The organism is Microbacterium sp. lyk4-40-TSB-66, from assembly GCF_030209475.1.
In the GTDB taxonomy this organism is placed as follows: domain Bacteria; phylum Actinomycetota; class Actinomycetes; order Actinomycetales; family Microbacteriaceae; genus Microbacterium.
The window spans coordinates 19,720-38,826 of sequence record NZ_JARVRW010000005.1 but is presented as its reverse complement, the minus strand read 5'-3'; the positions used below and the strand labels follow the sequence as shown (position 1 = coordinate 38,826).

The following is a 19,107-nucleotide window of genomic DNA, read 5'->3' as shown; positions in this document are numbered from 1 at the left end:
ACGCTACCCTCCACGTTGCCGCGGCTCATCGTCGTGCTGGCACAGGATCGTGGGGCGGATGTGTGCCCCCGGCACAGCGTCCACGTCGGAGTGAGCGCGCGGCCCGCGTCGCCGGAGGGTCAGCGCCCGGTCCCGAGCAGGCGGACGCGGCAGGCCAGCTCGACGGCGAAACGGGTGTCGGGATCGTCGAGGTCGACGTCGAGCAGCTCGCGGGCCCGGCGGATGCGGTATCCCACCGCGTTCGGGTGCAGGTTCAACTCACGCCCCGCCTGGGCGAGGGAGTTGCGGTTGCCGAGATACGACAGCAGCGTGCGCACCGCCGTGATCGACTTCTCGGACCCCAGCACGTCGAGCGGATGCAGGATGTCGTCGAGCAGATTGCGACTCACGGGTGAGGCGTAGAAGTCGAGCAGGAGGCGGCGGAGCCCCGTCACGTCGGTGAGCTCGATGGCATCCAATCGACCCCCGGCGATGGCGGAGTCGGCGGCGACCCGCGCCTCGGCGGCCGACTGCCGCAGGCCCGCGGCGCCCGTCTGGGGCGTGCCGAGGCCGACGGTGTAGGTCCAGTCGTCGCCGACGAGACGGCGTGCCTGCGCCTGGACGCGCGAGATCACGTCGCGCAGGCGTCGCTGGTGGTCGCCGGCACCGTGGTCCTCGCTGCTGACGACGAGCACATCGTCCTGCAGGAAGGCGATGTGCCACAGTTCGGGGCGGTCCTCGATGAGCTGCAGGGTGAACAGCTCGAGCGCCGCCTCCACGAAGCGCGGGGCGCGCAGTCCCGGGTCGGTGCGGTGCTGGGGTCGCATCCAGGCGACCGCGTGGGACAGCTGCAGCGGCAGGCCGAGGCGCGCCGCGGGTGCGACGAAACCGTCGACGCGTCCCGCCTCGGCCAGCATGAGCTCGACGATGAGGTCGGCCCGCGACTGATTGGGGGCGAAACGATCCTGCAGGTGGCGCTGCATCGCGCGCGACACCAGAGACGCCACGACCGGCAGCGCGACGGTCGCGGCCGGGTCGGACGTCTCGGCCACCAGGCGCCCGATCGGCACCTCGCCGGCGAACACCGCGTCGGCGTCGGTCCACGACGTCGTGAGGTCTTCGCGCAGGCTCACCCGCACGCCGAGTGCCGTGCCGGCGGCATCGAGGATCGCGGGGACCGCGTCTCCCTCGCCGGCCGCCGCCGCCTGCGTCGCCTTCTCGACCGCGAATGCCGCGCGGGTCATCGACTCGGCCGCTCCGCCGCTGATGACGCGGTCGATCGCGACGGCGAGATCCGGTGCGCGCGCCGCCAGCGAGACGAGCACCGGGACGCCGCCGCGAGCCGCGAGGACGGCGGCCGTCTCGGTCACCGAGAAGCCGGTGGGCATGACCAGGCCGGCGAGACCGCGCGCACTGGCCTGGCGCAACGCGACGTCGACGAGGTACGGAGCGGGCGGTTCGTCTCCGGCCACCACGGCGAGGGCCCCGGCGGGCAGGGTGGGCAGATCGGCGAGGGTCGTGACCTCGACCCGGGCGATGACCGCGCCTTCCTCGGGGCCTGCCGCGTGCGCGACACCGAGCCGCTCCGTCTGAGCGAGAAGGTCCCGTGTCGTGAGCTGTGCCACGAGCACAATCTACGCGGATTCCCTGTTGCGTCACCACATTGTCGCTCTCGGGGGTGGTGCTTAGTGTCATGACATGGCATTCCCGTCCCTCGCTCCGCCGACCGCGGCCCGCGCCCCCGAGCACGTCACGGCCGACGACATCGCGGCGCTCGCCGCGGGCGCGGCGATCTTCGGCACGGGCGGTGGCGGCGCCGTCTACACCTCGCAGCTGACCACCGAACGCGCGATCCGCGAGCACGGTCCGGTGCGGCTGTTGAGCCTCGACGACCTCGGCCCCGACGACGCCGTCATCATGATGAGCGGCATCGGCGCACCGACGGTCGGCATCGAGATGCTCTCGTCCGTGCAGCAGATCGAGACGCTGCTGCACGAGGCCGAACGCGTCGCGGGGCGCAAGATCACCGCGATCATGCCCGCGGAGATCGGCGGCAGCAACGGCGTCTCGCCCGCCGGATGGGCGGCGCGCCTCGGCGTGGCGCTCCTGGACGCCGACGGCATGGGCCGCGCGTTCCCCGAGGCCACCATGATCTCCACCAACGTCGCAGGGGTCCCGTGCGAGTTCGCGGTCCTCAGCGACGTCGTCGGCAACGTCGTGACCCTGCGCACGGTGGACCTCGGATGGCTCGAACGCCACGCCCGCGCGGTGACCGTGGCGGCCGGTGGCATCTGCCTCGGCGCGCACTACCTGCTCACCGCCGAGACCGCCCGGGGCGCCGTGATCCCGGGCACCATCAGCACGGCGATCCGCGTCGGGCGGGCGCTGCTGGGCTCGGCCGAGCCGGTGGCGGCGATCGCCGAGGAGCTGGACGCCGACGTGCTCATCTCGGGCAAGATCGTCGACGTCTCGCGGCGGACCGAGGGCGGATTCGTCCGCGGCTCGATCACGATCGCCGGGATCGGCGACGACCGCGGGCGCCTCCAGCGGGTCGAGCTGCGCAACGAGAACCTCGTCGTGCTCGAAGACGGCGAGGTGCTCGCCACCGTCCCCGACCTGATCACCGTCGTCGACATCGAGACCGGTCACGCCATCTCGACCGAGATGCTGCGCTACGGCCAGCGCGTGTCGGTGCTGGCGTGGGCGTGCGACCCCCTCTGGCGTACCGAGCGGGGGCTCGAGATCGCCGGCCCCCGCGCGTTCGGCTACGACCTGCCCTACGTCCCCTTCGAGCGGAAGGACGCGCGATGATCGCCGTTCGCGACCTGTCCATCGGCGTCGACGTCGGCGGAACCAACACCGACGCCGTCGTCGTGGATGCCACCGGCTCGGTGATCGCGTGGACGAAACAGCCCACGACGGGAGACGTCATCGGGGGGATCCGGGCGGGCATCGCCGCGGTGCTGAACCAGCTGGGCGACGACCGCGACCGGGTGTCGCGCGTGATGCTCGGGACGACGCACGCGACCAACGCGATCGTCGCCCGCCGGGGTCTCGACCGGGTCGCCCTCGTGCGGCTCGGGGCGCCCGCGGCGACCGAATGGCCCCCGCTGACGGGCTGGCCGGCCGACCTCAGCGACCAGGTGCTGGCCGGGGCGGCGATGCTCGGCGGCGGGCACATGGTCGACGGCACTCCCATCTCCCCGCTCGACCGCGACGGCATCCGGCGCTTCCTCGACGCACTCGACGGCGGCTTCGACAGCGTCGCCGTCTGCGGCATCTTCGCGCCCTCGTCGCCCGACCAGGAGCGCGAGGTGGAGCAGCTCGTGCACGATCACCTCGGTGAGAACGTGCCCGTCTTCCTCAGCCAGGACATCGGCCCCGACGGTCTGCTCGAGCGCGAGAACGCGACCGTGCTCAACGCGGCTCTGCGCGGGGTCGCCAGCGAGGTCACCCGTGCGCTGGTCGATGTCGTCGCCGAGGAGGGCCTCGACGTCTCGACGTTCTTCGCGCAGAACGACGGCACGCTCATGTCGCTCGACTACGCGGTGAGCTATCCCGTGCTGACCATCGGTTCGGGGCCGGCGAACTCCATCCGCGGGGCGGCGTTCCTCTCGGGGGCGCAGAACGCGATCGTCGTCGACGTCGGGGGCACCACCAGCGACCTCGGTGTGCTCGTCGACGGTTTCCCCCGGGAGTCGACCCTGCCGCGCGACATCGGCGGGGTGCGGACCAACTTCCGCATGCCCGACATCCTCAGCCTCGGCATCGGCGGCGGCACGATCATCGACCCCCGCACGGGTGCCGTAGGCCCCGGGTCCGTGGGATACCGCATCGCCCAGGAGGGGTTGCTCTTCGGCGGTTCCACCCCGACGCTGACCGATGCGGCCGCGGCCGCGGGGCACGGCATCCGGGGACTGTCCCTTCCGTCGCTCTCGTCCGGACAGCGCGACATGCTCGCCCGAGCCCTCGCCCACGCGCACGAGCGCATCGAGGAGGCCGTCGAACGGCTGTCGCTCGGCCGCGTCGACCTGCCGCTCATCGTCGTCGGCGGCGGAGCGCACCTCGTTCCCGACGACCTGCCGGGAGCCGGCGACGTGCTGCGACCCGACCGGGCCGACGTCGCAAACGCGGTCGGTGCGGCCATCTCGCTCGCCGGGGGCCGCGCCGACCAGATCTCCGACGCCGACGACCGGGATGCCGCGATCGCGGCCGCCTCGGAAGCGGCCATCCAGAAGGCCATCCAGGCGGGGGCCGATCCCCTCGCGGTCGAGATCGTCGACGTCCTCGAGACGTCGTTGTCGTACACGGCCCGTCCCACCCTCAAGGTGTCGGTGAAAGCAGCCGGCCCCCTGAGCCACCTCGCCGCGCCCATCCCCGCGCGCTGACACCCACCGCACCACCCTCCGGCACCACCGACGCTTCACCCGAATCAAGGAGCAAGGCAATGAAACGCAGCACCGTCGTCCCGGCCGCAGCCGCGGTCGTCCTCCTCGCATTGACACTTGCGTCGTGCGCCGCGCCGTCCGACAACGGCGGGGGAGGGGGCGCCGTCGTGTCGGGCGGCACGTTCGTCAAGGCGATCAGCGACGACCCGGGCGACCTCGACCCGATGAAGACCGTCTCCCCCGACACCTTCGACGTCGTCACGATCGCCTACGAGTCGCTCATCTACGTCACCCCCGACGGCGAGTACGAGCCGTGGCTCGCCGAGAGCTGGACCGATGAGGGCACCTCGGCCACGTTCACGCTCAAGGACGGCATCACCTGCGCCGACGGCTCGGAATTCACCGCGCAGACCGTCGCCGACAACCTGAACTACAACGCCGACCCGGCCAACGCGACCTTCTCGTACGGCACCGTCATCACCGAAGCCGTCTCCGCCACGGCCGAGGGCGATGTGGTCACGGTCACCAGCACCGTCAACGACCCGTTCCTCTCCATCAACCTGGGCACGATCATGATGGTCTGCGACGCGGGGCTCGCCGACATCGCCTCCCTGTCCGACACCACCGACGGCACCGGCCTGTTCCAGCTCAGCGAAGCCCGCCCCGGCGACGCGTACGTGTTCACCAAGCGCGATGGATACACCTGGGGCCCCTACGGCGTCACGGGCGACACCGAGGGCCTGCCCGAGACCATCGAGGCCCGCATCGTCTCGGATCAGAGCACGGTGACCAACCTGCTGCTCTCCGGCGAGCTCAACTCGGGCGTCGTGACCGGCCCCGACCAGGACCGCTTGCAGGGCGCGGGCATCGAGTACGCGGGCGTGCGCAACCCCGTCGGCCAGATCCTCTTCAACGAGCGCGAGGGGCGGCCGTTCTCCGACCCGCTCGTGCGTGAGGCGCTCTCGATCGCGATCAACCGCGACGAAGTGGGCCCCGTCATCGCCGGCGCGACCGGTCTGCCCTCCGCGGGCCTCGTCATGAAGACGCCCCTGCTCTGCGTGCAGGACCCGCCCAGCTGGACGCTGCCCGACACCGACCTCGACCGCGCCGGCGAGCTGCTCGACGAAGCCGGGTGGACCCTCGGCTCCGACGGCATCCGTTCCAAGAACGGTCAGCCGCTGAACGTGAAGTTCATCTACGACGCCCCGACGGCCTCGCACGCTCCGGCCGCGGAACTGGTGAAGGAGACGTGGGACCAGCTCGGCGTGGTCACCGAGCTGTCGGCGAACGACGCCGCGGCGTGGTCGGACCAGCTCTACACGAGCTTCGACTGGGACACCGGTTGGGTGCAGATCGCGCCGGGCAGCCCCGTCGTGCTCGACCTGTTCTTCGGCGGCGCGACCCCCGACCAGGGCGGTCTGAACTTCATGTTCGTCGACAACCCCGAGTACAACGCCCTCGCCACCCAGGCGAAGACGGCATCGCCCGACGCGGCATGCGGTCTCTGGCAGCAGGCGGAGCAGCAGCTCATCGAGCAGTTCGACACCTTCCCGGTGATCGACAACATCCTGCCGAACTACATGAGCGGCGCGACGTTCGAGCAGCCGAACTTCCTGAACCCCACCTCGATCCGGATGCAGGGCTGACCCCGTGACCGCCACCCCTCCGCCCGTCGTCGCCGATCTGGCCGGCGCCCCCACCGCCGCCCTGGCGGTGCGGGCGGAGGGGCGCGGCCGCGGCCCGCGACTGTCGCCGCGCGCGGCGTTCCTGGTGCGGCGGCTCGGGCGCCTGCTCGTCTCGCTCGTCGTCGTCGTCGTCGCGTCGTTCTTCCTCATCCACCTCGTGCCCGGAGATCCCGTGCGCGCGGCCCTCGGCATCCAGGCCTCGCCCGAGCTCGTCGCCGCGACGCGGGCGGAGTTGGGTCTGGACAAGCCCATCCCGGTGCAGTTCTTCGACTACGTCTCGAACCTGCTCCGCGGGGACTTCGGCGAGTCCATCCGCACCGGCCGCTCGGTGTCCGAGACCATCGGCCAGCGTTTCCCCGCGACCGTCACCCTCGGAGTGGTGAGCTTCCTCGTGGCGCTGCTGGCGGCGGTCCCGCTCGGCATCGGCGCCGCCGTCGCCCTCCAGCGTCCGGGTCGCCGGGTCGCCGATGCGCTCATCTCCGGCGTACTGGGCATGCTCATCGCCGTGCCCGGCTTCCTTCTCGCCGTCGGTCTCATCGCCCTCTTCGCCGTGCAGTTGCGGTGGCTGCCGGCCGCGGGGTGGGGCTCGCCACAGGATGCCGTGCTCCCGGTGCTCGGGCTCGCGCTCGGACCGATGGCCTATCTCGCCCGTATCGTGCAGGTCGAGATGTCGGGCGTCCTGGGCGCCACCTACATGACCACCGCCCGCGCCAAACGCCTGCCCGGCCGCCTCGTGTACCTGCGGCACGCCCTGCCGAACATCATCACCGCGTCGCTGACGGTCAGCGGGCTCCTGCTCAGCGGCATGATCGCCGGCACCGTGCTGATCGAGACGGTGTTCGCCATCCCCGGCATGGGCGGGGTGATGGTGCCCGCGGTGGGGGCGAAGGACTATCCCATCGTGCAGGGGCTCGTCATCGTCTACGCCCTGATCATCCTCGGCGTGAACCTGATCGTCGATCTCATCCTCGTGACCGTGGATCCGCGGTCCTCGATCACGGAGGGCTGACCCATGACCTGGCGCTCACGACTGGTCTCACCGGCCGGTATCGCCGCCCTCGTCGGCGTGCTGCTCTTCCTCTTCCTCGCCGTGGCGGGACCGAGCGTCTTCGTCGCCGCGGCGGAGACCTCGAACGTGCCCGAACGGCTGCTCGCGCCGAGCCTGGCGCACCCGTTCGGAACCGACGACCTCGGGCGCGACATCTTCGCCCGCGTGCTGGTCGCCGCCCGCATCTCGCTGCTGCTGACCCTCGGGGCCACCGTGGTCTCGACCGTCGGCGGCATCGCCTACGGCCTCATCGCCGTCGTCCTGCCCCGTCACGTGCGTCGTCTCGCGACCGGCCTGCTCGACGTGCTGCTCGCCTTCCCGTGGTTGCTGATGGTGCTGTTCTTCACCGTCATCTGGGGAGCCAGCGCGACGAGCGCGATGTTCGCGATCGGCATCTCGGGGATCCCGTTCATGGCGCGTCTGGTCTACAACCTCGCCTCGTCGGTGTCGGGCCGCGACTACGTCCGCGCCGCGCGCGTCGTGGGTGTCGGGCCCGTCGGCATCCTGGTGCGGCACATCCTGCCGAACATCGCCAACCCCCTGTTCGTCAACGCCGCGGCCACCGCGAGCGTCACCCTGCTGTCGTTCGCGGGGCTGTCGTTCCTCGGGCTCGGCGTGCAGGCCCCCGAGTACGACTGGGGTCGCCTGCTGCAAGACGGGATCACCCGCATCTACGTCAACCCGCTCGCCGCCATCGGACCCGGAATCGCGGTCGTGCTCGCCGGACTGGTGTTCACCTTCGTCAGCGAAGCACTCGCCGACACCCGCGGCGGGGGACGCAGCGCCGTGGCACGGCGCGCCGTGGGAGCCGTCGCGCCCACGCGACGCCCGGGCGTGGTCCCGGCGGTGCGTCCGGCACCGGTCGAGGCTGAACCGGTCGCCGAGATCGCCGACCTGCGGGTCGCCTTCTCGACCGCCGACGGCGGCGAGGTGGAACGCGTGAGGGGCGTGAGCGTGCGCATCCTCCCCGGCGAGGTCGTCGGCATCGTCGGGGAGTCGGGGTCGGGCAAGTCGCTGACAGCGATGGCCCTCGCGGGTCTGCTCGGCGCTGACGCGCGGATCACCACGACCGCGCACACCTTCCACGGCATCGACATGACCCGACCTCTCAGCGCGGCCGACCGATCGACCCTGGGCGTGGAGCTCGGGATGGTCTTCCAAGACCCGCTGACCTCGCTCAACCCCGCTCTCACCATCGGCCGGCAGCTCACCGAGGTCCCCGAAGTGCACCTCGGGATGTCGCGCGCGAAAGCCCGCGCGCACGCCGCCGACGCTCTCGAGGCCGTCGGTATCGCGGATGCGACACGGCGTCTGTCGCAGTACCCGCACCAGTTCAGCGGGGGCATGCGACAGCGCGCGATGATCGGTCAGGCCCTCACCGGCCGCCCGAAGCTCATCATCGCCGACGAACCGACGACCGCTCTCGATGTGACGGTGCAACGACAGGTGATGGGCGTGCTCCGGCGCGCACAGCGCGACACGGGAGCGGCCATCGTCTTCATCTCGCACGACATCGCCCTGGTCTCGGCGTTCTGCGACCGCGTGCTCGTCATGAAGGACGGCGCCATCGTCGAGGAGCTCGACGCGCAGCGTATCCGCGAGGATGCCACCCACCCCTACTCCCGGGCGCTCATCGCCTGCCTGCCCGACATGACATCCGACCGCACGCGGCCGCTCCCGGTGATCCCGCCGGAGCTCGCCGCCGCCGCCCTCGCCGAGGAGGTGGGGGTGTGAACGCCCTCGAGATCGACCGACTGAGCGTCCGCTACGGGCGGGCCACCGTCGTCGACGACGTCTCGCTCGTCGTCCCCGCGGGCCGGACCCTGGGGCTCGTGGGTGAGTCCGGGTCGGGCAAGAGCACCATCGCCGCCGCGACGGTGGGCCTGGTCGCTCCCGCCGCCGGGGAGATCCGGGTCGGCGGGGTCGTGGCATCCGGTCGCGGAAGGGCCGCACGCGAGGCTCGCCGTCGCTTGCAACTCGTCTTCCAAGACCCGTTCTCGGCGCTCGATCCGCGCATGAGCATCGGCGACTCCATCGCCGAGGCGTTGCGCGCAAGCGGCAAGCCCTTCTCACGCGACGCCCGCGTCGCGCGCGTGCGCGAGCTGTTGGGCCTCGTCCACCTCGACCCCGACCGCGCAGGCGATCTGCCGGCGGCCTTCTCGGGCGGGCAACGCCAGCGCGTGACCATCGCGCGCGCACTCGCAGGAGAACCGAGCGTCCTCATCGCCGACGAGGTGACCAGCGCCCTCGACGTGTCGGTGCAGGGATCGGTGCTGAACCTGCTGCGGGAGCTCCAGGAACGGTTCGGTCTGTCGATGCTCTTCATCTCGCACAATCTCGCGGTCGTCCGGTACGTGAGCGACGAGATCGCCGTCATGCGCCACGGACGCATCGTCGAGTCGGGTCCGACCGAGCAGCTGCTCGCCGCCCCCGGCGAGGCGTACACCCTCGACCTGCTCGACGCGGTGCCGGTGCTGGGCGTCCGGATGGCGACAGAGTGAAGGTCGCGGTCGACGAGGTCGAGGTGCTCACCGCCGATCTCGTCGCGGTACGCCGCGAGCTGCACGCGCTCGCCGAGGTCGGACTCGACCTGCCCGAGACGCAGGCGCTGCTGCTGCGCGAACTCGCCGGCCTGGGCCTGGAGATCACGACGGGCACGGCGCTCTCGTCGGTCACCGCCGTGCTGCGGGGCGCTCTCCCCGGGCCGTCGGTTCTCCTGCGGGCCGACATGGACGCGCTCCCCGTGGTCGAGGCGACGGGTCTTCCCTTCGCCTCGTCGCGGGGGACCATGCACGCGTGCGGGCACGATCTGCACATGGCCGGGCTCCTCGGCGCCGCCCGCATCCTCGCGGGCCGTCGCGACGAGCTCGCGGGGTGCGTCGTCTTCATGTTCCAACCGGGCGAAGAGGGCTACGCCGGTGCCCGGTCCATGATCGACGAGGGAGTGCTGGATGCGGCCGGGGCGCCGCCCGTCGCGGCTTTCGCGCTGCACGTCGACACGATGACCGACGGGGGCACGTTCGTCACCCGGCCGGGACCGATGATGGCAGGCGTGAGTGCGGCGACCCTGACCGTGCGCGGTACCGGCGGTCACGCGGCGATGCCGCACCAGGGCATCGACCCGGTCCCGGTCGCTGCGGAGCTCGTGCTGGCCGTGCAGTCCTACGCCGCCCGGCGGCTCCCCGTGACGGACCCCGCCGTGCTGTCGGTCACGGGCCTGCGCAGCGACTCGGCCGCCGGCAACGTGCTGAGCGAGACGGTCACGCTCGTGCTGAACATGCGCACGTTCTCGGATGCCACTCGCTCGCGCGTCCGCGACGATCTGCCGGCGCTGCTCACCGGGATAGCGAGAGCCCACGGCTGCGACCTCGAGACGCAGTGGGTCGATTCCTACCCCGTCACCGTCAACGACCCCGACGAGACCGCCGCCGTGCTCGACATGCTCCGGGCGGCGCACGGCGTCGAGCGGGTGCGCGTCCTCGACGCGCCGTCACCGGCGTCCGAGGACTTCGCGTACGTACTCGAACGCGTCCCCGGCACCCTGGTCTTCCTCGGCGTGGCCCCGGCCGGACAACGCGCTCCGCTGCACTCCGACCGCGCGGTCTTCGACGACTCCCACCTGGGCCTGCACGCGGCCACCCTCGCGGAGCTCGCGTGGGAACGGCTGCATCGCACGGGGCCCTGAGGGCGCCGTGGTCGACTCCGGCGACACCCCTGTCGTCTCCGATGCCGACGACATCGCGGCGCTGCGTCGGCGCACCGGTGAACTCGCAGCGCTCTACGCCAGCGCGCGAGAGCTCACGGCGGTGCGAGACGTCGATGCCGTGCTCGAGCGTCTCGTGGAGCGTGCGCACGAGCTCCTCGCGGCCGACGTCGCCTACCTCTCGGAGTTCGACGACGACGATGTGACGCTCCGGGTCCGTGAGACCCGCGGGGCCGTGACGGCGGCGCTGCGCGATCTCGTCGTCCCTCCCGGCCGCGGCCTGGTGGGGGCGATCGCGGAGTCCCGACTGCCGCAGGCCGTCCGCCGGTACGACACCGTGGCGCCCGAGCGGCACACCGAGGGCATCGACGCGGTCGTGGCGGCCGAGGGGATCGTGTCGATGCTCGGCGTTCCCCTGCTCTCTCGAGAACGGGTCCTCGGCGTGCTCTTCGTCGCGGAACGTCGCGAACGACTGTTCACCCCCGACGACATCGCGTTGCTGGCGGCTCTGGCCGACCACGCCTCTGTCGTGCTGCAGACCGCGTCCGCGCTCGCCGACGCCCGCCGGCAGGCGGAGCGCGCCCGGGCTGCCGCGGCGGAGCTGAAGGCTCACCTCGACGCACGGGACCGGGCCAACCGGGTGCATCTCGAGCTCGTCGACGCGGTGCTGGCCGGTGGGGGCCTCGCCCCCGTGGCGCACACCCTGTCGACCGCGCTGCAGGCCCCCGTCGCGATCGTCGGCGCCGACGGCGTCGTTCGAGCGAGCCACGGCGCCGATGCTCCCGCCGTGGGCGGGAGCATGCCGCCGCGCACCGACGTCGACGCACGGGTGACGAGCCCGATCCTGGCCGGTGGTCGTAGTTTCGGGGCCATCGTGGTGGGGGCGTCCGATCGCACGCTCGACGACGTCGACCGGCGCACGATCGAGCGGGCGGCGCAGGTCGCAGCCCTCCTGGCGTTGTCGGAGGAAGCCGTCGCCGAGGCCGATCACCGCCAGCGTTCCGACCTGCTCGTCGACCTCGTCACCGCGTCGGAGCAGCGTCGGGCCGACATCGTCGCGGCGCTGCGTCGCGCGGGCGTCGACGCGGGGCGCCTCGGCGCGGTGACCGCGGTCGCGGTGGACGGAGGGCGACGGGCCGAAGCCGCCCGCACGGTGGCGCGACAGCTGGGCGCGGGCGCGCTCGTCGGCGAGCTCGACGGGCTCGTCATCGCGGCGCACGGGGCGAGCTTCGACGCCGCATCGCACCGGCGCCTCCGCGACGCCCTGGCGACGGAGACGCTGGTCGTCACCGCGGTCGCCGACGCGGGGGACATGCCGCGGGCCACCCAGGACGTGCGGTCGGCGGTGGCCCTGGCCCGGGCGCTGGGGCTGCGCGACGCGCTGGTCACCGCCGACGAGCTCCTGCCCTACGCGGCGGCGATCGGGGCCGACGGCCGGGCGCTCGCGTCCTTCCTCGACTCCGCGCTGGGCGCCGTGCGGCGCCATGACCAGGCGCGCGGAAGCGACCTCCTCGCGACGCTCCGTGCCTTCGTGCGGCACGGGGCGAGTCCGACGCGCACCGCCCGGGCCCTCACGTTCCACACCAACACGATCCTGCAGCGGCTCGAGAAGCTCGACGGGCTGCTCGGGGCGGGCTGGCGGGACGACGAGAGGTTCTTCCGCCTGTCGATCGCCGTGCGCCTGGACGAGCTCCGCGAGCGCGTGGGACGCGGCGTCGATGGATGAGTCCTCCACCCGGAACGCGTGCCACTGTGGCGCCGGTCCATACCCGCCCGGCCGCCGTCGACCTAGCGTCGAGGTGACGCCGTGGTCATCGCGGCGCCGTCCCGTCGAAGGAGCCCGTGTGACACCCTCCAGCCGCCTCTCCGGACTCCGCGACCACGGCCCGATCGCGCGACGTGCCCTCGTCGCCCGGGCGGCCGGGCTCGATCCCGCCGTGCTGGGGGCTTTCGAACCGACGGACGGCTTGACGCTGTCGCAGGCCGACCACATGGTCGAGAACGTCGTCGGCCTCATCGGCATCCCCGTCGGGATCGCCACGAACTTCCGCATCGACGGCGTGGACCGGCTCGTGCCGATGGCGACCGAAGAGCCTTCGGTCGTCGCCGCCGCATCGAACGCCGCGCGCATGGCCCGGCAGACCGGAGGGTTCGTCACCTCCTCGACGGGCGAGGTGATGACCGCGCAGGTCCAGGTGCTCGACGCCGTCGACCCCGAGGGGACGCGCCTGCGTCTGTTGGAGGCGCGGGACGAACTGCTCGCCCTCGCCGACGCGCAGGACCCCCTGCTGGTGTCGTTGGGCGGCGGCGCCGTCGACATCACCGCGCGCACCCTCCCCACGCGCACCGGCGTTCACGTGATCCTGCACCTGCACGTCGACGTCCGGGATGCCATGGGAGCGAACGCCGTCAACACGATGGCCGAAGCCCTCGCTCCGCGGATCGCCGAGATCGCCGGGGCGCGGACGCTCCTGCGCATCCTGACCAACAAGGCCGATCGGCGCCTGACGCGCGCGCGTGCGCTCTTCTCCGCCGACGCTCTCGGCGGGGCGCAGGTGGTCGCCGACATCGAGGCGGCGAGTGCGTTCGCCGAGGCCGACGCGTATCGGGCCGCCACGCACAACAAGGGCATCATGAACGGGATCAGCGCCGTCGTGCTGGCCACCGGCAACGACACGCGCGCGGTGGAGGCCGGATGCCACTCGCATGCGGCGCGCGACGGCGGGTATAGCGCCCTGTCGCGGTTCGAGCGGAACGCCGACGGGGATCTCGTCGGCACGCTCGAGGTGCCCCTCGCGGTCGGGCTCGTCGGAGGAGCGACCCGCGCGCATCCCACCGCCCGCGCCGCCGTGCAGCTGCTCGGCGTCGACACCGCGCGTCAGCTCGCGGCGACGATCGCCGCGGTGGGCCTCGCGCAGAACCTGGCCGCATGCCGCGCGCTGGCGGCCGAGGGCATCCAGCGGGGGCACATGACCTTGCACGCTCGCACCGTGGCCGCCAGCGCCGGCGCGGCGAGCCACGAGATCGCGGCGGTGGCCGCACGGATCGTCGCGGACCGGCGTATCCGGGTCGAGTACGCGCGCGAGGTGCTCGACGAGCTGCGCGGAGCGCACTCGTGACGACCCCCCTTCCCCGCTCGCATCCTCGCGTCGTGCCGCGGGAGGGGATGCCGGCCGCGGTCACCGTCTACGAGGTGGGGCCGCGCGACGGACTGCAGGCCGAGACGGACGTCATCCCCACGGCCGTGAAGTCCGAGCTGTGTGCGCGCCTGTTCGCCGCGGGTACCCGTGCGCTCGAGCTGACGAGTTTCGTACCGCCGTCCTGGGTCCCGCAGCTCGCCGATGCGCACGCGGTCGTCGCCTCCGTCCGCCCGCCGGAGGGGGCCCGTGCCGTCGCCCTCGTCCCCAACCGACGCGGGTTCGAGGACGCCCTCGCCGCGGGGGTGAGGGAAGTCGCCGTGGTCGTCAGCGCGACCGACGCCTTCGCTCGCGCGAACCTGAACACCGACCGCGCGGGTTCCCTCGCCCGCTCCGCCGCCGTCGTCACCGACGCCCGTGCGATCGGGATCCCCGTCCGCGGGTACGTCTCGATGGCGTTCGGCGACCCGTGGGAGGGCGACGTGGACGTCGCCGCGGTCGTCGACGCCGCCGCCGAGCTCTACGGTGCCGGGTGCCGCACGATCGCGCTGGGCGACACGATCGGCGTTGCGACGCCCGGAGACGTCGAGCGGATCGTCGACGCGGTGGAGGATGCCGGCGTCCCCCGCTCCGCCCTCGCATTGCACCTGCACGACACGTACGGTCAGGCGCTCGCCAACGTCCTCGCCGGGCTGCAGTCCGGCGTGACGGAGTTCGACTCCTCGGTCGGCGGCCTCGGCCGCTGCCCCTACGCCCCCGGTGCCACCGGCAATCTCGCCACGGAGGATCTGGTCTGGATGCTCGAGGGGCTCGGCATCCGCACCGGTCTCGACATCGCCGCCCTCGCCCGCACCAGTTCCTGGCTGGCGGGGGTCCGCGGCCGACCGCACGTGTCGCGCGTCGCCGCCGCCCTGACCCGCACACCACCCGAACTCTCTGAGGAGCCATCCGTATGACCACCCCCCTCGCGCCCGGATCCGGCTCCCTGGCGGGCGTCGTCGTACTCGACCTGTCGCGGGTGCTCGCCGGTCCCTACGCCGCGCAGACCCTCGCCGACCTCGGCGCCACGGTCATCAAGATCGAGAACCCCCGCGACCCCGACGTCTCGCGTGGTTTCCCGCCCTACCTGACCCACGGCGACGAGGAGTTCAGCGCCTATTACGCGCAGTACAACCGCGGCAAGCTCGGCGTCGGGCTCGATCTGGCGGCCCCGGGCGGTACCGAGACGCTGATCGACCTCGTGCGTCGGGCCGACATCCTGGTCGAGAACTTCCGCCCCGGCACGATGGACAAGCTCGGGGTGGGGTACGACGTGCTGCACGCCGCCAATCCCCGCCTGGTCTACGTCGCGGTCTCGGGGTACGGACAGACCGGCACGCGCAGCCGTCGACCGGCTTTCGACAACACCGCCCAGGCGGCCGGGGGCATGTGGTCGATGAACGGGTACCCGGGTCAACCTCCCGTGCGGGTGGGCGTCACCATCGGCGATCTCTCGGCGACCCTGTTCGCCGTCGTGGGCACCCTCGCCGCGCTCCGTCACGCCGAGCGCACCGGTGAGGGCCAGCTCGTCGACGTCGCGCAGGTCGACAGCATCCTCGCCCTCACCGAGACCGCCGTCGTCGACTACACCGTGCGCGGGGTCGAAGCCTCACCGGCGGGGAACGCGCACGCATGGGTGCGGCCGTACGAACTCTTCGATTGCGCCGACGGTCAAGTGTTCTTCGGCGCCTACACCGACAAGCTCTGGCGGGCCAGTTGCGCGTTGTTCGGTTCGCCCGAGGCGGCGGACGACCCCGAGATCGACACCATGCGCAAGCGCATGGACGCCGACGTCTACGCCCGCCGGGTCAAGCCGCTCGTCGCAGGCTGGCTCGCGGGGCGCACGAAGGCGGAGCTCGAGGAACTGGCCGGCGACGTCATCCCCCTCACCGCGATCAAGACGATCGGTGAAGTGGTCGACGACCCCGGCACCGCCGAGCGCGAGATGATCGTCGAGGCCGACTACGGCGAGCTCGGCACGCTCCGCATGTTCGGCCAGCCCATCAAACTGAGCGCGACCCCCGCCACCCCCGGTCGTGTCGCGAACCGCTTCGCCGAGCATTCCGACGCCGTCCTGACGGGCCTCGCCGGATACGATCGCGCCCGCATCGCGGAGCTGCGCGCATCGGGAGCCCTGTCGTGACCACCTCGCGTGCGCAGGTCCTCGACGCCGCGCAGGCGGAGGCCTATCGCGGCACGTTCGCGTCGACCGAAGCGGTGCGCGACGACGGCGAGGCGCTCCCACCCGGTTGGGAGGGCGTCTTCTTCCCGTTCGCCGCGGCGTTCGCCGACCTCCGCCCCGACGGCACCCCGGCGCGCGACGGCGTGCTGCCCGAGATCGACCTGCCTCGCCGGATGTACGCGGGAGAGGACACGACGTTCCCCGGTGACCTTCGGCTCGGAGACGTGGTCGTCCAGACGGCGACGGCCGGATCCGTCGTGGAGAAGGCGGGGGCGAACGGCCGGCTCGTCTTCGCCGACATCGAGCGGCAGTTCTCCGTCGGAGGCGAGGTGATGGTGCGCAGTGTCTGGCACGACGTCTTCCTGGAGTCCGCGTCCGGCCCCGGTCGTCCGCCCCGCACCGACCCGGCGGCGGCGGCGACGGCAGCGTGGGTCGACGACGTCGTGCTCGACACGCGGCGGCTCTTCCGGTTCTCGGCGCTGACCTTCAACACGCACCGCGTGCACTACGACCGCACGTGGGCGCTCGAGGTCGAGGGACTCCCCGACCTGCTGGTCCACGGTCCACTGCTGCGCATCTTGATGGTGGATGCGGCCCGTCGGCACGCTCCCGGCCGACGCATCGTGGAACTCCGCGTGCGGATGACGGCCCCGGCGTTCGTCGACGTGCCCATCCGCCTGTGCGGCACCGTCGACTCCTCACGCGTCGTGGCACTCGGTCCGGACGACGCGGTGCTCGCCACGGCGGAGCTCACCCTGGAGTGACGCATCGACCGTGTCGCGCTCGCCGGGGAGGCGACTTCCCCGGGCTGGGGGAACCGCGGACGGACCCCGTCGGCACGTCGCCCACCCCGGTAGCCCGACGGCGTCCGGCGGGACGGCGCTGATACCCCGGGTCAGTCGAGCAGCGAGTGCTCGCCGAGGCGGTGCCAGCTGCGGTTGTAGTACACCAGGGCCGCGCCCGCTTCGCCGGGCTCGAGGTCGCGTTCGACGTCGACCTGCAGGGCTTGAGCGGCGATGACGGTGGAGCCACCGGCATCCATGCGGCTGACCACCTTGCAGCGAAGCCACGCGCGGACGCCGTGATACACGGGTTCGCCGGTGGCGAGGCGCGACCACGCCGAGGTGTCCGCGAAGCGGTCGAGGCCGCTGGTCGCCCCCGCGCGGGCGAGGGAGATGTCTTCGGCGTCGAGCAGGTGCACGACGATCGTGTCGGCCGCGATGATCGTCGGGGTCGCCGACGACAACGCCGACACCGAGAAGATGAGCAACGGCGGGTCTGCGCTCACCGACGACACCGACGACGCGGTGAGGGCCACGGGGCCGTTCTCGCCGTACGCCGTGATGACGGCGATACCGCCCGGGTGACCGCGGAACGCGCGCTTGAAGTCGTCGGCCGAGACCGACGTGCCGATGGCGGGATTACTGTCGGGGATCCCGTGCGCAAGCGAGCTCATACCTACGACGGTAGGCGCTCCCGGGCGAAACGGCGCGGCATGGCGCAACACGATGAAACGCAGCCGCCGCTCCGCTGCCGTGGGGATGCGGATCGAACCGCGAGCGCGAGGCGGGGCCGGATCAGGCCGACTCGACCTCGGCGACCTTCCGACGGGACGCCTTGGGGGTTCCGAACCGACGGGCGACCCGTCGCGCGAGGTGGTGGCTCGGCCGCTCCACGAGTCGGAAGAAGACCTCCGCCAGCACGAGCGCCACGACGATCACCACGGGCAGGAGCAAGAGCGGGTGGACGGGCTCCGGGAGAAGCCGTCCGAACGCGACGATCATCGGCTCGTGCACGAGGTAGAGGCTGAACGACCGCGTGCCCAGCCACCGCAGCGGACGCACGCTGAGGGCGCTGCCCAGACCCGGCGACAGGATGACGAGGATGACGAGCAGCGCCGCACCGAGCACCTGCAGCACACGCGTCGCCGGCGCCACGACGTCGAGGACGCCCTCGCTGAGGGGGAGCGCGAAGACCATCCAGTAGCTGGTCACCAGCAGGACGGTGAGGACTCCGAGGCCGGCGAAGACCGGGGTGGGGTTGCGCAGTCGGTCCCGCAGTGCGGTCAGGCGGTCCCACTCGAAGGCGATGAGGCAGCCCAGCGCGAAGATGGGCAGCTGGAACAGCGCGCCCAGGGCGTAGGGGCGCTCGATGGGTCCTTCGTAGGCGCCGACGATGAGCAGCGCCAGCACGAATGCGACCTTGAGGGGGAGCCCGCGGCGCCATTTCGCCGCGAACAGGATGAACAGCGGCAGCAGGAGCGAGAAGATGATCTCCCACTTCAGCGACCACAGCACCGTGTTCGTCATCCCCGGCTGCGCGGGCACGATGAGGATGAGGTCGCGCAGGATGCCGAGCGGCACCGGATCCATGTGGATCTGCAGGAACCGGCTGCCCTCGACGAGATCGGGGAGCGCGTAGATCCAGATCAGCGCCACGCCCACCGAGGCCCAGACCGGGATGTACAGGCGCACGAGTCGGCTCGGGTAGTAGGCGCGCCAGTTCATGCGCGTGTGACGGGCGGGGAGGCACAGGACGAAGCCGCTCAGCACGAAGAACACGAAGACGGCGACCGACCCCTCCCACGGCAGGTGCAGGGGGGTGTGGGTGAGCCACCACATCGGCTCGGCGGGGGTCGTGGTGGGCCGGGGGTCGGCGAAGGGGGTGACGAAGTCGTCCGACAGCAGCAGACCGTGCAGCAGCACCACGACCATCGCGGCGACGCCGCGGAGTCCGTCGAGGCCCTCGATCCTGCGCGAACCCGCCGTCGACGGCGGGTCGGTCTTCGTGGCATCGCTGTTCATGTGGTCTTCCCCCCGGGTATTGCCCCGGGTCAGCATAGGGACTCGGGATCACGGGCGTGTAACGCGCGGGTGCCCGCACGGGACCATTCGCGCGCACACATCGGAAAGGGCCCGGATGCCGTGGCATCCGGGCCCTTCGTCG

Annotated in this window: 15 protein-coding genes; 12 read left to right on the top strand and 3 right to left on the bottom strand. The window is 72.1% G+C overall.

Annotated features, from left to right (window positions below):
• Nucleotides 1-119 precede the first annotated feature (119 nt).
• Nucleotides 120-1,604: a PucR family transcriptional regulator gene (locus QRO03_RS10015; RefSeq protein WP_285137359.1), complete on the bottom strand. Its 1,485-nt coding sequence runs from the start codon at nt 1,602-1,604 to the stop codon at nt 120-122.
• Nucleotides 1,605-1,677: 73 nt separating this feature from the next.
• Here QRO03_RS10015 and QRO03_RS10010 point away from each other — a divergent pair, with 73 nt between their 5' ends.
• From QRO03_RS10010 to QRO03_RS09955, 12 genes are all read left to right on the top strand, one after another.
• Nucleotides 1,678-2,790 carry an S-methyl thiohydantoin desulfurase family protein gene (locus QRO03_RS10010; RefSeq protein WP_285137358.1) on the top strand — a complete coding sequence of 371 codons (1,113 nt, stop codon included), beginning with the start codon at nt 1,678-1,680 and terminating at the stop codon, nt 2,788-2,790.
• Nucleotides 2,787-4,367: a hydantoinase/oxoprolinase N-terminal domain-containing protein gene (locus QRO03_RS10005; RefSeq protein ID WP_285137357.1), complete on the top strand. Its 1,581-nt coding sequence runs from the start codon at nt 2,787-2,789 to the stop codon at nt 4,365-4,367. Before QRO03_RS10010 ends, QRO03_RS10005 begins: the two co-directional genes overlap by 4 nt.
• 59 nt (nt 4,368-4,426) lie before the next feature.
• Complete coding sequence (locus QRO03_RS10000) at nt 4,427-6,013, top strand: ABC transporter substrate-binding protein (RefSeq protein ID WP_285137356.1); 1,587 nt, start codon at nt 4,427-4,429, stop codon at nt 6,011-6,013.
• Between the two features lie 4 nt (nt 6,014-6,017).
• The gene (locus tag QRO03_RS09995) at nt 6,018-7,061 is read left to right on the top strand and encodes an ABC transporter permease (RefSeq protein ID WP_285137355.1); all 1,044 of its coding nucleotides are present in this window, start codon (nt 6,018-6,020) and stop codon (nt 7,059-7,061) included.
• A gap of 3 nt (nt 7,062-7,064) precedes the next feature.
• Nucleotides 7,065-8,834, top strand: coding sequence for a dipeptide/oligopeptide/nickel ABC transporter permease/ATP-binding protein (locus QRO03_RS09990; protein WP_285137354.1), 1,770 nt, complete (start codon nt 7,065-7,067; stop codon nt 8,832-8,834).
• Complete coding sequence (locus QRO03_RS09985; protein ID WP_285137353.1) at nt 8,831-9,601, top strand: ABC transporter ATP-binding protein; 771 nt, start codon at nt 8,831-8,833, stop codon at nt 9,599-9,601. The genes QRO03_RS09990 and QRO03_RS09985 overlap by 4 nt, the downstream gene beginning before the upstream one ends.
• Entirely contained in the window at nt 9,598-10,785 is a 1,188-nt protein-coding gene (locus QRO03_RS09980; protein ID WP_285137352.1) for a M20 metallopeptidase family protein, read from the top strand. The genes QRO03_RS09985 and QRO03_RS09980 overlap by 4 nt, the downstream gene beginning before the upstream one ends.
• A 7-nt stretch (nt 10,786-10,792) precedes the next feature.
• A complete protein-coding gene (locus QRO03_RS09975; RefSeq protein WP_285137351.1) occupies nt 10,793-12,529 on the top strand; it encodes a helix-turn-helix domain-containing protein in 1,737 nt (578 codons plus the stop codon).
• A 118-nt stretch (nt 12,530-12,647) separates the two neighbouring features.
• On the top strand, nt 12,648-13,922 hold the full coding sequence (locus QRO03_RS09970) for a hydroxymethylglutaryl-CoA reductase, degradative (protein WP_285137350.1): 1,275 nt from the start codon (nt 12,648-12,650) through the stop codon (nt 13,920-13,922).
• Nucleotides 13,919-14,896 carry a hydroxymethylglutaryl-CoA lyase gene (locus QRO03_RS09965; RefSeq protein ID WP_285137349.1) on the top strand — a complete coding sequence of 326 codons (978 nt, stop codon included), beginning with the start codon at nt 13,919-13,921 and terminating at the stop codon, nt 14,894-14,896. The genes QRO03_RS09970 and QRO03_RS09965 overlap by 4 nt, the downstream gene beginning before the upstream one ends.
• On the top strand, nt 14,893-16,122 hold the full coding sequence (locus QRO03_RS09960) for a CaiB/BaiF CoA transferase family protein (protein WP_285137348.1): 1,230 nt from the start codon (nt 14,893-14,895) through the stop codon (nt 16,120-16,122). The genes QRO03_RS09965 and QRO03_RS09960 overlap by 4 nt, the downstream gene beginning before the upstream one ends.
• Entirely contained in the window at nt 16,119-16,925 is an 807-nt protein-coding gene (locus tag QRO03_RS09955; RefSeq protein WP_285137347.1) for an HTD2 family dehydratase, read from the top strand. Before QRO03_RS09960 ends, QRO03_RS09955 begins: the two co-directional genes overlap by 4 nt.
• Before the next feature lie 131 nt (nt 16,926-17,056).
• Here QRO03_RS09955 and QRO03_RS09950 read toward each other — a convergent pair whose 3' ends face one another.
• Together QRO03_RS09950 and QRO03_RS09945 are read right to left on the bottom strand one after the other, a co-directional pair.
• The gene (locus QRO03_RS09950) at nt 17,057-17,617 is read right to left on the bottom strand and encodes a flavin reductase family protein (RefSeq protein ID WP_285137346.1); all 561 of its coding nucleotides are present in this window, start codon (nt 17,615-17,617) and stop codon (nt 17,057-17,059) included.
• 121 nt (nt 17,618-17,738) lie between these two features.
• Nucleotides 17,739-18,965: an acyltransferase family protein gene (locus tag QRO03_RS09945; protein WP_285137345.1), complete on the bottom strand. Its 1,227-nt coding sequence runs from the start codon at nt 18,963-18,965 to the stop codon at nt 17,739-17,741.
• Between the last annotated feature and the right edge of the window lie 142 nt (nt 18,966-19,107).

Excerpts from the sequence above, each read along its gene's own strand:
- QRO03_RS10010 (WP_285137358.1), top strand. The coding sequence starts at position 1,678 with ATGGCATTCCCGTCCCTCGCTCCGCCGACCGCGGCCCGCGCCCCCGAG.
- QRO03_RS10005 (WP_285137357.1), top strand. The coding sequence starts at position 2,787 with ATGATCGCCGTTCGCGACCTGTCCATCGGCGTCGACGTCGGCGGAACC.
- QRO03_RS10000 (WP_285137356.1), top strand. The coding sequence starts at position 4,427 with ATGAAACGCAGCACCGTCGTCCCGGCCGCAGCCGCGGTCGTCCTCCTC.
- QRO03_RS09990 (WP_285137354.1), top strand. The coding sequence starts at position 7,065 with ATGACCTGGCGCTCACGACTGGTCTCACCGGCCGGTATCGCCGCCCTC.
- QRO03_RS09960 (WP_285137348.1), top strand. The coding sequence starts at position 14,893 with ATGACCACCCCCCTCGCGCCCGGATCCGGCTCCCTGGCGGGCGTCGTC.
- QRO03_RS09950 (WP_285137346.1), bottom strand. The coding sequence starts at position 17,617 with ATGAGCTCGCTTGCGCACGGGATCCCCGACAGTAATCCCGCCATCGGC.
- QRO03_RS09945 (WP_285137345.1), bottom strand. The coding sequence starts at position 18,965 with ATGAACAGCGATGCCACGAAGACCGACCCGCCGTCGACGGCGGGTTCG.